Annotated in this window: 10 protein-coding genes; 3 read left to right on the forward strand and 7 right to left on the reverse strand. The window is 72.3% G+C overall.

Annotated elements, in window-relative coordinates; translation table 11 throughout:
- Window positions 1–118: 118 nt before the first annotated feature.
- Complete coding sequence (locus Srubr_RS27630; RefSeq protein WP_189994039.1) at window positions 119–2,203, reverse strand: serine/threonine-protein kinase; 2,085 nt, start codon at window positions 2,201–2,203, stop codon at window positions 119–121.
- 304 nt (window positions 2,204–2,507) lie between these two features.
- Entirely contained in the window at window positions 2,508–4,214 is a 1,707-nt protein-coding gene (locus Srubr_RS27635; protein WP_189994041.1) for a glycerol-3-phosphate dehydrogenase/oxidase, read from the reverse strand.
- A 279-nt stretch (window positions 4,215–4,493) separates the two neighbouring features.
- Between Srubr_RS27635 and Srubr_RS27640 the strand changes: the two genes are divergently transcribed.
- The gene (locus Srubr_RS27640; protein WP_189994050.1) at window positions 4,494–5,702 is read left to right on the forward strand and encodes a nucleotide sugar dehydrogenase; all 1,209 of its coding nucleotides are present in this window, start codon (window positions 4,494–4,496) and stop codon (window positions 5,700–5,702) included.
- 654 nt (window positions 5,703–6,356) lie between these two features.
- Here the strand turns inward: Srubr_RS27640 and Srubr_RS27645 are convergent.
- The 4 genes from Srubr_RS27645 to Srubr_RS27660 form a co-directional block, all read right to left on the reverse strand.
- Window positions 6,357–7,481: a GuaB3 family IMP dehydrogenase-related protein gene (locus tag Srubr_RS27645; protein ID WP_030601053.1), complete on the reverse strand. Its 1,125-nt coding sequence runs from the start codon at window positions 7,479–7,481 to the stop codon at window positions 6,357–6,359.
- 137 nt (window positions 7,482–7,618) lie between these two features.
- Window positions 7,619–9,127, reverse strand: coding sequence for an IMP dehydrogenase (gene guaB / locus Srubr_RS27650; protein ID WP_030601055.1), 1,509 nt, complete (start codon window positions 9,125–9,127; stop codon window positions 7,619–7,621).
- A 163-nt stretch (window positions 9,128–9,290) separates the two neighbouring features.
- Window positions 9,291–9,878 carry a sigma-70 family RNA polymerase sigma factor gene (locus tag Srubr_RS27655; protein ID WP_030601058.1) on the reverse strand — a complete coding sequence of 196 codons (588 nt, stop codon included), beginning with the start codon at window positions 9,876–9,878 and terminating at the stop codon, window positions 9,291–9,293.
- A 568-nt stretch (window positions 9,879–10,446) separates the two neighbouring features.
- Window positions 10,447–11,058 carry a response regulator transcription factor gene (locus Srubr_RS27660; RefSeq protein WP_003948568.1) on the reverse strand — a complete coding sequence of 204 codons (612 nt, stop codon included), beginning with the start codon at window positions 11,056–11,058 and terminating at the stop codon, window positions 10,447–10,449.
- Between the two features lie 381 nt (window positions 11,059–11,439).
- On the opposite strand from Srubr_RS27660, the gene Srubr_RS27665 reads away from it, so the two are divergent.
- Window positions 11,440–11,769 (forward strand): WhiB family transcriptional regulator, encoded by a 330-nt coding sequence (locus Srubr_RS27665; protein ID WP_030794380.1) that lies wholly within the window; start codon window positions 11,440–11,442, stop codon window positions 11,767–11,769.
- 217 nt (window positions 11,770–11,986) lie between these two features.
- Here Srubr_RS27665 and Srubr_RS27670 read toward each other — a convergent pair whose 3' ends face one another.
- The gene (locus Srubr_RS27670) at window positions 11,987–12,886 is read right to left on the reverse strand and encodes a LysR family transcriptional regulator (protein ID WP_189994052.1); all 900 of its coding nucleotides are present in this window, start codon (window positions 12,884–12,886) and stop codon (window positions 11,987–11,989) included.
- 82 nt (window positions 12,887–12,968) lie between these two features.
- Here Srubr_RS27670 and Srubr_RS27675 point away from each other — a divergent pair, with 82 nt between their 5' ends.
- On the forward strand, window positions 12,969–13,637 hold the full coding sequence (locus Srubr_RS27675) for an MOSC domain-containing protein (protein ID WP_189994054.1): 669 nt from the start codon (window positions 12,969–12,971) through the stop codon (window positions 13,635–13,637).
- Window positions 13,638–13,651: the final 14 nt, after the last annotated feature.

The following is a 13,651-nucleotide window of genomic DNA, read 5'->3' on the forward strand; positions in this document are numbered from 1 at the left end:
GCTGCGCACGGTCCGCGACCCTTCACGATACGTGCCAGAGGCAACCCGTACGGTGCGGTTGACGGATTCTCGGGCCCCGAACCGGAGTGTTCTCAGGGACCGAACCGGAGTGCGGCGTCTACGACTTGGGCCGGAACGACTCCGTCAGCGTCTTCCAGGTGTCCTTGCGCAGGTCACCGTGCCAGTCGGCGTCCCGCGCGGTGTACATGAGCGCGTAACCGAGGTGGTCGTTCACCACGAAGCCCCGGTCGATCGTGCGGAACTTGGTGCCGTCGTCGGCGTAGGTGAACTCCCAGTCGGCCGTGTTCCAGCCGCGGTAATCCACCTTCTCTATGCGGACCTTGTGGTACTGGGAACGCACCATGTACCGCTCCTGGTTCCGCCAGTCCGCCACCGGGTCGTCCTTGGGCGTACCGGTCCAGGCGACGAGCAGCTTCTGCCCGCGGGGACCGGTGTAGCGGTCCCCGGACCGGCCGGTGGTCTGGTACTTCCATCCCTCGGGCAGCCCGATCGAGTAGCCCTGGCCGCCCTTGCGGGTGCTCTCGACCGGCGCGCTCCCGCCGTCCTCGTCCCCGGACGCGGAGTCGCCGGAGTCGTCCGGGTCACCGGCGGCCGCACTCGCGTCGCTGTCCTCGGCGGTACCGGTGGCCGTGGCCGCCGAGGCCGCGCCGTCCGGCCGCGCCCCGCCGCCCGGGTCCTTGGTGCCGTCCTTGCTCTGCTCGGCGGACGGGCCGGTACTGGCCGCGGGCTTGGCCCCGCTGTTCTTGCCGTCGTCGCCGCTGTCGCTCAGGACGAGGGCCAGCACGGTCCCGAGCACCGCGAGCACGACCACGGCGACGATGACCACCAGCGTGCGCTTGGGCACCACATCGGTCAGCGGAGCCTTCGGCACCGGCCGCGGCGGCAGGTCCAGGTCCGGTGGCGGTACCACGGGCCAGCCGGAAGCCGGCTTGTTCGCGCTGGAGTTCGGCCCGGCGGTGCCTCCGGGCGCCCCTATGGCACCCGCCCGCGCTCCACCGGGGGAACCGGGCCGCGCCCCGCCGAGGGAACCGCCGGCACCGGGCCGCGCCCCGCCGGCGACGGCGCCCCCGGGCGCTCCGCCGGCGCCCGGCAGCGCTCCGTGAGTCTGTGGCACGCCGGGAGCGGGCGGCGCGGACGGCGCGCTCCCGCTCCTGGCCCGCGTGGTGGAGGCGCCGGTGGCCGCCCCCGCCGCCTTGCGCACCGAGCGCAGCGCGCCGCGCAGCTTCTCCCCGGCCTCCTCGCCCCGCTTGCCGTCCGGCCCGCCGGGCTGGACCGGCAGCGGAACCACCCGGGTGGCGTCCATGGGCTCCGGCTCGGGGGCGTGGATCACCGCGTTGAGCATGGCCCGGGCCCCGGCGTCGTCGAGCCGCTTGGCCGGGTCCTTGGTCAGCAGGCCGTAGATGACGTCCCGTAGCGGGCCCGCGTTCTTGGGCTCCTCCAGCGACTCGGTCATCACCGCGGTGAGCGTGGCGATCGCCGAGCCCTTGTCGTAGGGCGGCGTGCCCTCGACCGCCGCGTACAGCAGACCGCCGAGCGACCAAAGGTCGGCCGCCGGTCCCGGCTTGTGGCCGCGGGCGCGCTCCGGGGAGATGTAGGAGGGGGCGCCGACGAGCATGCCGGTGGAGGTGATGGACGGGTCACCCTCGACCTGCGCGATGCCGAAGTCGGTGAGCACGACCCGGCCGTCCTCGGCGATGAGCACGTTGGACGGCTTCACGTCCCGGTGCAGGATGCCCTCGCGGTGCGCGGAGCGCAGCACGTCCAGGATGGCGAGCCCCACCTCGGCGGCGCGCCTCGGCTTCAGCACCCCGTCCTCGCGGATGACCTCGGCCAGGGACTTGCCCTCGACCAACTCCATGACGATCCAGGGCCGGTCGTCCTCGTCGACCACGTCGAAGACCGTCACCGCGCTGTTGTTGCGGATCCGGGCGATCGCCTTGGCCTCGCGCAGGGTGCGCGTGATCAGGCGCCGCTTCTCCTCCTCGTCGATGTTCGACGGGAACCGCAGCTCCTTGACGGCGACCGTCCGGCCGAGGGTCTCGTCCTCGGCGCGCCAGACCGTGCCCATGCCGCCGCGGCCCAGCACGTCCCCCAGCCGGTACCGCCCGGCGAGGAGACGCCGCTCGCTCTTGTCCTGACGAGTCTCCTGACGAGATGTACCCGCCCGCTCCGCCTCCGACATGCGTCCCCTCATACAACCCGCCCTGACAGAGCCTCCATTGTCTCTCACCCGGCAAGTGCCCGGCGCCCAGGGTGCCCCTGGCCGGACCCCGCCCTCCCCGCTGCGGAAGCCCCCTTGAAGCGGGCGTTCCGCTTATCGGGACGAGGGTCCGTAAGAGCGGAGGAACCGGTCTGCCGACGCTTCGGACAGTCCTGTCCATACCGGCGTCCGGACCGCGCCCCCGGGGCACGGATGCACAGACGCGGCTCGTCGCGGCCTTCGGCAGCGGCGCTCGGGCACGGTTCCGTCCCCGCGACCGCCGGTCCTACAGCGGCACGATGTCCGGTGCTCCCAGCCGGGCCGCGTCCGCCGTCTGGTCGTCCGGCTGGAGCTGGGACTCGCGCTCGGCCTCCACCCGCTTCTCGTAGTGCTCGACCTCGCGCGCTATCTGGTCCGCGTCCCAGCCGAGGACCGGCGCCATCAACTCGGCCGCCTCCCGGGCGCTGCGGGTGCCCCGGTCGAAGGTCTCGATGGAGATGCGGGTACGGCGGGTGAGGACGTCGTCCAGGTGCCGGGCGCCCTCGTGCGAGGCGGCGTACACGACCTCGGCGCGCAGATAGTCGTCGGCGGCGTGCAGCGGTTCGCCGAGCGCGGGATCGGCGGCGATGAGTTCCAGGAGTTCCTCGGCCAGCGAGCCGTAGCGGTTGAGCAGGTGTTCCACGCGGACCACGTGCAGTCCGGTGCGGGCGGCGATCCGCGCCCGCGCGTTCCACAGCGCCTGATAGCCCTCCGCGCCGAGCAGCGGGGTCTCCTCGGTCACGCAGTCGGCGACGCGCATGTCCAGGCCGTGCACCGCCTCGTCGACGGCGTCCTTGGCCATCACCCGGTAGGTCGTGTACTTGCCGCCCGCCACGACCACCAGCCCCGGTGCCGGATGGGCGACCGTGTGCTCGCGGGACAGCTTGCTGGTGGCGTCGGACTCGCCGGCCAGCAGCGGGCGCAGCCCGGCGTACACCCCCTGCACGTCGTCGCGGGCGAGCGGGACGGCCAGTACCGAGTTGACGTGTTCCAGCAGGTAGTCGATGTCGGCGCTGGACGCGGCGGGGTGGGCCTTGTCCAGGTCCCAGTCGGTGTCGGTGGTGCCGATGATCCAGTGCCGGCCCCAGGGGATGACGAACAGGACGGACTTCTCGGTGCGCAGGATCAGGCCGGTGGTGGAGTGGATGCGGTCCTTGGGCGCGACCAGGTGGATGCCCTTGGAGGCGCGGACGTGGAACTGCCCGCGCTCGCCCACCATGGCCTGGGTGTCGTCGGTCCACACGCCGGTGGCGTTGACGACCTGCTGGGCGCGGATCTCGTACTCCCCGCCGCCCTCCACGTCCCGCACCCGGGCGCCCACGACCCGCTCGCCCTCGCGCAGGAACCCGGTCACGCGCGCGCGGTTGGCCACTTTCGCGCCGTAGGACGCCGCCGTGCGCACCAGGGTGGCCACGAAGCGGGCGTCGTCCATCTGGGCGTCGTAGTACTGCAGGGCTCCGACGAGGGCGTCCTTCTTCAGGCAGGGGGCCACGCGCAGGGCGTGACGGCGGGTCAGGTGGCGGTGCATGGGCAGCCCTCGGCCGTGACCGCGGGCCATCGACATCGCGTCGTACAGCGCGACCCCCGAGCCCGCGTACAGCCGCTCCCAGCCCTTGTGCTGGAGCGGGTAGAGGAACGGCACCGGTTTGACCAGGTGCGGGGCGAGGCGTTCGAGCAGCAGGCCGCGCTCCTTGAGTGCCTCGCGGACCAGGGCGAAGTCGAGCATCTCCAGATAGCGCAGGCCGCCGTGGATCAGCTTGCTGGACCGGCTGGAGGTGCCGGACGCCCAGTCCCGGGCCTCGACCAGGCCCGTCGACAGACCGCGGGTGACCGCATCCAGCGCGGTGCCGGCGCCGACCACGCCGCCGCCGACCACCAGCACGTCCAGCTCGCGTTCCGCCATCGCCGCCAGTGCCTCGGCGCGCTGCGCCGGCCCCAGTGTCGCTGTCCTCACCGCTGCCTCCCGCTGTCGCTGACCCGCTCGCGTCGGCCGCACCCGGTGGGCGTAGCCCCGTCATGCCCTCCTCATGCCCAAATGATGACCGCGATGCGCCGCTTCAGCCACTACGGACTTCCCACCTGTGGATAACTCGCGCACAACCACGGCAAGACACACAAACACAATCACACATAACGGTCATATGTGTACCTAGTCTGTCAGTGCGCTCGTTCTCGCTGTCCACAGCGGTTGCGCACCTGTCCCGCTTCGGCTACTGGGAAGGACGGCCCACGCATGCCCGCAGACCTCGCCGTCATCGGACTCGGCCCCTACGGACTGCCGCTCGCCCAGGCCGCCGTCGCCGCCGGCGTCCGCACCGCCGGCTACTCCACCGGCCCCGAGGCGGGCCCGCTCAGCCCCGCCGAGCTGCGCCGGATGCACTCGGCCGGCTTCCGGCTCGCCACCGATCCGGCCCAGCTCGGCCGGGTGCGCACCGCGGTGATCTGCGCGCCCACCCCGCGCGGCGCCGACGGCGGCCTCGACCTCGGCCAGGTCGAGGCCGCCGCCCGCACCCTGGCCGCGCACCTGCGCCCGCACACCACGGTCATCCTGGAGTCCCCCGTACTGCCCGGGACCACGGAGGATTTCCTGCGCCCGCTGCTGGAGGACGGCTCGGGCCTGCGGGCCGGCCGTGACTTCCACCTCGCCTACTCCCCCAGCCGCGTCGACCCCGGCAGCCGAGCCCACACGCCGGCCTGCACCCCGAGGGTGATCGGCGGCCTCACCCCCGCCTGCACCGAGTCCGCCGCCGCGTTCTACGGCCGGCTCACCGACAAGGTGGTCCGCGCGCGCGGGCTGCGCGAGGCGGAGACCGTGCAGTTGCTGGAGACCAACTACCGGCACGTCAACATCGCGCTGGTCAACGAGATGGCCGTACTCTGCCACGAACTGGGCGTGGACCTGTGGGACGTCATCCGGTGCGCGGAGACCAAGCCCTTCGGCTTCCAGGCGTTCCGGCCGGGCCCCGGCGTCGGCGGGCACGGCGCCGCACAGGACCTGACCGGACACGCGACCCGCACCCTGCGCATGGTCGAACTGGCCCAGCAGGTCAACAGCCGGATGCCCCGGTACGTCGTCCAGCGCGCCGCCACGCTCCTGAACGAGCACGGCAAGTCCGCGCGCGGGGCCCGGGTGCTGCTGCTCGGCGTCACCTACAAGCCCGACCTCGCCGACCTCCAGGGCACGCCCGCGCGCGAGATCGCCGTCCGGCTGATGGAGTTCGGCGCGTCCGTGAGCTACCACGACCCGTACGTGCCCGCCTGGAACGTCCTGGACCGCCCGGTCCCGCGCGCCGACTCCCTCTACGAGGCCGCCGCCGACGCCGACCTCACGATCCTGCTCCAGCACCACCGCACGTACGACTTGCAGGGCCTGTCGGTGAAGGCCCAGCTCCTGCTCGACACCCGGGGCGCCACACCCACGGGGGCGGCGCACCGGTTGTGAAGGGGGGCGCGCGGGGGTGTGGGGGCCGGGGACTGGTGGCGTCGGGAATTCCCCGCCGGTACCTTGAGGACAGACGGAGCCCACCGCAGGGGTCACTGCGGCAGGCTCCTGGATGGATCACGGAGTGTCCACCCCTATGCTTCTTAGGGGTGGACACTCACCATCCGAAAGGGCGGAGCCCACCGCAGTGGCCACTGCGGCAGGCTCCTGGATGGATCACGGAGTGTCCACCCCTATGCCTCTTAGGGGTGGCCGCTCACCATCCGAAGATCCGCAAGATCCACCTCCTCCGGAACTTCACCAGCCAAAGGCGAGTGCGGTCCCAGCGGTCGGGCTTGCGGTGGCGTCCCATGGGCGCCCCCTTCCACGATGCCGCCCAGAGACCCGGTAGGCGGTCCGTCTGGAATTCGGGCCGGGCCCCGAGGGCGGGAGCCCGGTCCAGATCCTTGGAAGGGGGCGGCCCAGAGAGCTCGGGTCGCCGGTCACGGACATTACCGGCCCGCTACGCCCGTTCGGCCCACATTCGCCCCGAACACAACCGTGCGCCCCCTTTCGCGCAGTGCGCCCCCGGGCACGAGCGCCCGGGCATGCGAAAGGGCCGGCCGTCCGCTCGGGACGACCGGCCCTCGGGGCGTCGCGGGGACCGCCCGGCGACTACCGCCGGTGCTGGCTGTCCGCCACCGTCACCTCGACCCGCTGGAACTCCTTCAGCTCGCTGTAGCCGGTGGTGGCCATGGCGCGGCGCAGGGCGCCGAAGAAGTTCATCGAGCCGTCCGGGGTGTGCGACGGACCGGTGAGGATCTCCTCGATCGTGCCGACCGTGCCGAGACCCACCTTCTTGCCGCGGGGCAGCTCCTCGTTGACCGCTTCCATGCCCCAGTGGTGGCCCTTGCCGGGCGCGTCCGTCGCGCGGGCCAGCGGGGAGCCCATCATGACGGCGTCGGCGCCGCAGGCGATCGCCTTGGGCAGGTCGCCGGACCAGCCGACACCGCCGTCGGCGATCACGTGCACGTACCGTCCGCCGGACTCGTCCATGTAGTCCCGGCGAGCGGCGGCCACGTCGGCGACGGCCGTCGCCATCGGGACCTGGATGCCGAGGACGTTGCGCGTGGTGTGCGCGGCGCCGCCGCCGAAGCCGACCAGCACGCCGGCCGCGCCGGTGCGCATCAGGTGCAGCGCGGCGGTGTACGTGGCACAGCCGCCGACGATCACCGGCACGTCCAGCTCGTAGATGAACTGCTTGAGGTTCAGCGGCTCGTGCGAGGACGACACGTGCTCCGCCGACACCGTGGTGCCCCGGATCACGAAGATGTCCACGCCCGCGTCCACCACGGCCTTGGAGAACTGGGCGGTGCGCTGCGGGGAGAGCGCGGCGGCGGTGACCACACCGGCGTCGCGCACCTCCTTGATGCGGGCGCCGATCAGCTCCTCCTTGATCGGCGCCGCGTAGATCTCCTGGAGGCGGCGGGTCGCCTGCTCGGCGGGCAGCTCGGCGATCTCGTCCAGCAGCGGCTGCGGGTCCTCGTACCGGGTCCACAGGCCCTCGAGGTTCAGCACGCCGAGGCCGCCCAGCTCGCCGATGCGGATCGCGGTGGCCGGGGAGACCACGGAGTCCATGGGGGCGGCCAGGAACGGCAGCTCGAAGCGGTAGGCGTCGATCTGCCAGGCGATCGAGACCTCCTTCGGGTCCCGCGTACGGCGGCTGGGGACGACGGCGATGTCGTCGAAGGCGTACGCCCGGCGGCCGCGCTTGCCGCGCCCGATCTCGATCTCAGTCACGTCTTGGCCTTTCCCTGATGCGTTTCAGCGTCTTCCAGTATCGCCGACGGCTGTGACAGCGGCCCCCACCCATGCGGCGAGGGCGGCCCCGGATTCCTCCGGAGCCGCCCTCGAAGAGCCTCACGCGTGCGCGCGCGTCACTTCTTGCCGCTGTAGTTCGGTGCCTCGACCGTCATCTGGATGTCGTGCGGGTGGCTCTCCTTCAGGCCCGCCGAGGTGATCCGCACGAACCGGCCGTTGGCCTGGAGCTCGGGCACGGTCCGGCCGCCGACGTAGAACATCGACTGGCGCAGGCCGCCGACCAGCTGGTGGACGACGGAGGACAGCGGGCCGCGGTAGGGCACCTGGCCCTCGATGCCCTCGGGGATCAGCTGCTCGTCGGAGGCGACGCCCTCCTGGAAGTAGCGGTCCTTGGAGAAGGACCGGCGGTCGCCGCGGGACTGCATGGCGCCGAGGGAGCCCATGCCGCGGTACGACTTGAACTGCTTGCCGTTGATGAACAGCAGCTCGCCCGGGGACTCCTCGCAGCCCGCGAGCAGCGAGCCGAGCATCACCGTGTCGGCGCCCGCGACCAGGGCCTTGGCGATGTCGCCGGAGTACTGCAGACCGCCGTCGCCGATCACCGGGACACCGGCGTCCTTGGCGGCGAGCGCGGCCTCGTAGATCGCGGTGACCTGCGGCACGCCGACGCCGGCGACGACGCGGGTGGTGCAGATGGAGCCGGGGCCGACGCCGACCTTGATGCCGTCGGCGCCCGCGTCGACCAGGGCCTGGGCGCCGTCGCGGGTGGCGACGTTGCCGCCGATGACGTCGACGCCGGAGGAGTTCGACTTGATCTTGGCGATCATGTCGCCGACCAGCCGGGAGTGGCCGTGCGCGGTGTCCACGACGATGAAGTCGACACCGGCCTCGATCAGGGCCTGGGCGCGCTCGAAGGCGTCACCGGCCACACCGACCGCCGCGCCGACCAGCAGCCGGCCCTCGGCGTCCTTGGCCGCGTTCGGGTACTGCTCCGCCTTGACGAAGTCCTTGACGGTGATCAGACCCTTGAGGATGCCCTCGTCGTCGACCAGCGGCAGCTTCTCGATCTTGTGCTTGCGCAGCAGCTCCATGGCCTCCGGGCCGGAGATGCCGACCTTGCCGGTGACCAGCGGCATCGGGGTCATGACCTCGTGCACGCGGCGGCTGCGGTCGCTCTCGAAGGCCATGTCACGGTTGGTGACGATGCCGAGGAGCCGCTTGTCGCCGTCGGTCACCGGGACGCCGCTGATGCGGAACTTGGCGCACAGCGCGTCGGCCTCGGCGAGCGTGGCCTCCGGGTGGATGGTGATCGGGTCGGTCACCATGCCGGACTCGGAGCGCTTCACCAGATCGACCTGGTTGGCCTGGTCCTCGATGGAGAGGTTGCGGTGCAGGACGCCGACACCGCCCTGGCGGGCCATCGCGATCGCCATGCGGGACTCGGTCACCTTGTCCATGGCGGCGGACAGCAGCGGGATGTTGACCCGCACGTTGCGGGAGACGTACGAGGTGGTGTCGATCTCGTCGGGCGCCATGTCCGACGGGCCCGGCAGCAACAGCACGTCGTCGTAGGTCAGCCCGAGTGTCGCGAATTTACCGGGCACTCCGTCGACGTTGGCAGTCATGACACCTTCCCCAAATGGCCTTGATCGGTGCGGATGTCCATGCTAACGGGAAGCATCGCTAGCAAATTCCACGGTAACGGCTCGCTTCAGGCTTCGTATCTTCGTACGAAACCGTCGGTGCGCGGGTGCGGGGACGGGGCTACGGCGGCTCCGTCCCGGGGGATTACTGCTCGGCGAGCGCCCTGAGGCGACTCAGCGCCCGGTGCTGGGCCACGCGGACCGCGCCGGGTGACATTCCCAACATCTGCCCGGTCTCCTCCGCGGTCAAGCCCACGGCGATGCGCAGCAGCAGCAGTTCGCGCTGGTTCTCCGGGAGGTTGGCCAGCAGTTTCTTGGCCCACTCGGCGTCGCTGCTGAGCAGGGCGCGCTCCTCCGGGCCGAGGGAGTCGTCGGGCCGCTCGGGCATCTCGTCGGACGGCACCGCCGTCGACCCCGGGTGACGCATGGCGGCGCGCTGGAGGTCGGCGACCTTGTGGGAGGCGATGGCGAAGACGAACGCCTCGAAGGGCCTGCCGGTGTCCCGGTAGCGCGGCAGCGCGAGCAGGACCGCGACGCAGACCTCCTGGGCGAGGTCCTCCACGAAGTGGCGGGCGTCGCCGGGGAGCCGGGACAGCCGCGTGCGGCAGTAGCGCAGCGCCAGCGGGTGCACCCGGGCGAGCAGGTCGTGCGTGGCCTGCTCGTCCCCGTCGACGGCGCGATGCACGAGCGCACCGATCGCCCCAGGGGCCGTGCCCGCCTCGTCGTCGCGCATCGGTCCATGGTGCCCTGTGGCCGCGCGGTCCGTCGCATCGTGCTCGTGGTTGTGCACCGAAGCGTTATGAGCAGGTGCGCCGGCACTCATCCCCTGCGCCCTCCCCTTCCGCTCGACCGACTCGTCCCCGAGAGACTCCACATCTCAAGGATGCGGCATCCGCGCCGAAACGAGCGTCGCGCGTCCGGCGGGCCGCCTCGCGCGCGTCCTTCCGGGGGCCCGGCAGAGCGTACGCCGGTCGGCCGCCCGCCCCGCGCCGGGGGCGCCCACCTGCGCCGGAGCACCACCACCGGGCCTCGCGCGCCGGCGTGAACGACGGCGCGTACGACGGCGATGCGTACGACGGCGATGCGTACGGCGGCGATGCGTACGGCGGGGACCGTATGCCGACGAGGGCTCAGACACGGCCACCGTCGGCGGCGACAGCGACAGCAGGCAGCGGGCAGCCCGGGCCGGCACCTCGGCCGAGGTGGCCGGGCCCCGGCCCATCACCCCGAGCGTCAGGCCCGGCCCGTCGCCCGGAGCGCCTGCCCCGGCATGTCACCGGACCAGGCACCCGCGGCCCGTGTCAGCGGACCAGGCCCCAGCGGAACCCGAGTGCCACCGCGTGGGCGCGGTCGGAGGCGCCCAGTTTCTTGAACAGACGGCGGGCGTGCGTCTTGACCGTGTCCTCGGAGAGGAACAGCTCGCGGCCGATCTCGGCGTTGGAACGGCCGTGGCTCATGCCCTCCAGGACCTGGATCTCGCGCGCGGTGAGCGTGGGTGCCGCGCCCATCTCCGCCGAGCGCAGCCGGCGCGGGGCGAGCCGCCAGGTCGGGTCGGCGAGCGCCTGGGTCACGGTGGCCCGCAACTCCGCGCGCGAGGCGTCCTTGTGCAGGTAGCCACGGGCACCGGCGGCGACCGCGAGGGCCACGCCGTCCAGGTCCTCGGCGACGGTGAGCATGATGATGCGCGCGCCCGGGTCGGCGGAGAGCAGCCGGCGCACGGTCTCGACGCCGCCCAGACCGGGCATGCGCACGTCCATCAGGATGAGGTCGGAGCGGTCGGCGCCCCAGCGGCGGAGGACTTCCTCGCCGTTGGCCGCCGTCGTCACACGCTCGACACCGGGCACGGTCGCGACCGCGCGGCGGAGCGCTTCTCGGGCAAGCGGGGAGTCGTCGCAGACGAGGACGGATGTCATGACCGCCCTCCGCAGCTGATGCGCGTCACCTTGAGCCTCCAGGCTGGTACGGAATCGTCACCTGTGCGGTCGACCGTCTCGGACGCCTGCCCGAGCGCTTGTTCTTTCAACCGCCTCCGCACTCTCAACGACGGTCACTCGAAAGAGTTACGGGCCCGCGTGCCGTCTTCGGCACTCTATGTGAGGGGACGGACACGGTGCAGACATGCTCGTCGGACTCTCAACTTTTCATCACAACCTATGCCCCATTTGGCCCCTTTTCTTCCCGTTTCGCAGTGTCCGGGGCTAGATTCGCAATGAGTCATATTTTCATCTCCTTAGACCGGAGATGTACGGTCGTTGGCACCGTACCCGCCCAGATCGGCGACAAGGGGTCACGTAATGGCAGATTTCTCCCGCCTTCCCGGGCCGAACGCGGACCTGTGGGACTGGCAGTTGCTGGCTGCCTGCCGCGGTGTGGACAGCTCGCTCTTCTTCCACCCGGAGGGCGAGCGCGGGGCGGCTCGGAGCGCTCGCGAGAACTCGGCCAAAGAGGTCTGCATGAGATGCCCGGTGCGCGCGGAGTGCGCGGCGCACGCGCTGGCGGTGCGCGAGCCGTACGGCGTCTGGGGCGGCCTGACCGAGGACGAGCGCGAGGAGTTGATGGGGCGGGCGCGCAACCGGCTGGTGACGGCCTCCACCACCAGCGGGGACACCGCTCAGGATCACTGAAGGAACGTTTCTCCAGGCAGGGCCCGCCGACCGGGTGCGGCCCACCGTCCCCCGCAGGGGCACGCGCCCGCGCCGACGCGTGCCGCACCCCCGCACGTGTCCGGCCGCGCCGACGGCGCGCCGCGCTCCCGCGCGCGCCCGGCCACCACCTGCGCCGAGGACGGGCCGACGCTGCTCGTACCTCCCGCACGCCCGGCCGCCACCTGCGCCCGGCGCGCTACATCCGCCCGGCCGCCCGGGCCAGTTGCTCCAGCGTCGCCGCCACGGCCGGCACCTGGGCCAGGTCGGGCAGGGTCAGGGCGACGATCTCGCGTCGTACCGCCGGTTCCAGCCGTACCGCGCGCACGCCTCGCGGCCGTACCGACTCCACGGCCAGCCGGGGCAGCACGGCGACCCCGAGACCCGCGCCGACCAGGCCGACCACGGCGGGGTAGTCGTCGGTGGCGAAGTCGATGCGCGGGGTGAACCCGGCCCCCTCGCACACCTCGACCAGCTGGCCGCGGCAGCGCGGGCAGCCCGCGATCCACGGTTCCTGGGCCAGCTCGCCGATGGCGACGGTCTCCGCGCGCGCGAGCCGGTGCCGTTCGGGCACCAGGGCGACCAGGCGGTCCGTGAGCAGGGGGCGCACGACGAGGTCGTCCCAGTCCTCGGCGACCGCGGCGCCCTCGTAGCGGAAGGCCAGGGCGAGGTCGCAGTCGCCTTCCCGCAGCAGTTGCACGGACTTCGGGGGCTCGGCCTCCTCCAGCGAGACGCGGGTGCCGGGGTGGGCGGCACGCAGGGCGGCCAGGGCCGTCGGTACGAGCGTGGAGCTGCCGCTGGGGAACGAGACCAGCCGGACCCGGCCCGCGCGCAGGCCGGCGATCGCGGCGACCTCCTCCTCGGCCGCGGTGAGCCCGGCGAGGATGCCGGAGGCGTGCCGGACGAGGGCTTCGCCGGCCTGGGTGAGGCGCATCTCCCGCCCGTTGCGGACCAGCAACGGGGTGCCGACCGAGGCCTCCAGGGCCTTCATCTGCTGGCTGACGGCGGGCTGGGTGCAGCCCAGTTCGCGCCCGGCCGCCGAGAAGGAGCCGGTGGTGGCGACGGCGCGCAGGACACGGAGATGACGAGCCTCGATCACCTCTTGAGCATAAGGCAGCCTTTGGGCAGTGCGCCCGATAATGCTTCGCCGCTTTTGGGCATCGATCGCTTACCGTGCTGGGATGAAGCTCCTTTCCGTCAATGTGGGCCGTCCCCGTCCGGTGCCCTACACGAGCCAGCCGGACGGTGTGACCGGCATCGGCAAGCAGCCCGCCGAGGGGCCGGTACGGGTGGCGGCGCCCGGTCCGAAGGGGGTCGGCGCGAGCGGGCTGGCCGGGGACGCGGTGTGCGACACACGCCATCACGGCGGGAACGACCAGGCGGTGTACGCGTACGCCCGCGAGGACCTCGACGCGTGGGAGCGGGAGCTCGGCCGGCCCCTGGCCAACGGCTGCTTCGGCGAGAACCTGACGACGGACGGCCTGGACGTCTCCGGGGCGCTGATCGGCGAGCGCTGGCGGATCGGTCCGCAGGTGGTGCTGGAGGTGACCGCGGGCCGCATTCCGTGCGCCACGTTCCAGGGCCACATGGGCGAACGCCGCTGGGTCGAGAGGTTCACCCGAAAGGCCGCGACGGGTGCCTACCTCCGGGTGATCGAGCCGGGGGAGATCCACGCGGGCGACCCGGTGGAGATCGTGTACCGGCCGGACCACGGGGTGACGGCGGCGATGCAGTTCCGCGCGGTCACCACCGAGCGCGAGCTGCTGCCCCGGCTGCTCGCGGCGGGCGAGGCGCTGCATTCGGAGACGCTGGCGCAGGCCCGCAACTACGTGGCGCGGCAGCGGGACTGACCGGGCGTCGGCCG

Origin of the sequence: Streptomyces rubradiris (assembly GCF_016860525.1) — a bacterium.
Lineage (GTDB): Bacteria > Actinomycetota > Actinomycetes > Streptomycetales > Streptomycetaceae > Streptomyces > Streptomyces rubradiris.

Bases quoted from the DNA above. Each gene is read 5' to 3' on its own strand.
- Srubr_RS27640 (WP_189994050.1), top strand. From the start codon at position 4,494: ATGCCCGCAGACCTCGCCGTCATCGGACTCGGCCCCTACGGACTGCCG.
- Srubr_RS27655 (WP_030601058.1), bottom strand. From the start codon at position 9,878: ATGCGCGACGACGAGGCGGGCACGGCCCCTGGGGCGATCGGTGCGCTC.
- guaB (WP_030601055.1), bottom strand. From the start codon at position 9,127: ATGACTGCCAACGTCGACGGAGTGCCCGGTAAATTCGCGACACTCGGG.
- Srubr_RS27660 (WP_003948568.1), bottom strand. From the start codon at position 11,058: ATGACATCCGTCCTCGTCTGCGACGACTCCCCGCTTGCCCGAGAAGCG.
- Srubr_RS27630 (WP_189994039.1), bottom strand. From the start codon at position 2,203: ATGTCGGAGGCGGAGCGGGCGGGTACATCTCGTCAGGAGACTCGTCAG.
- Srubr_RS27665 (WP_030794380.1), top strand. From the start codon at position 11,440: ATGGCAGATTTCTCCCGCCTTCCCGGGCCGAACGCGGACCTGTGGGAC.
- Srubr_RS27675 (WP_189994054.1), top strand. From the start codon at position 12,969: ATGAAGCTCCTTTCCGTCAATGTGGGCCGTCCCCGTCCGGTGCCCTAC.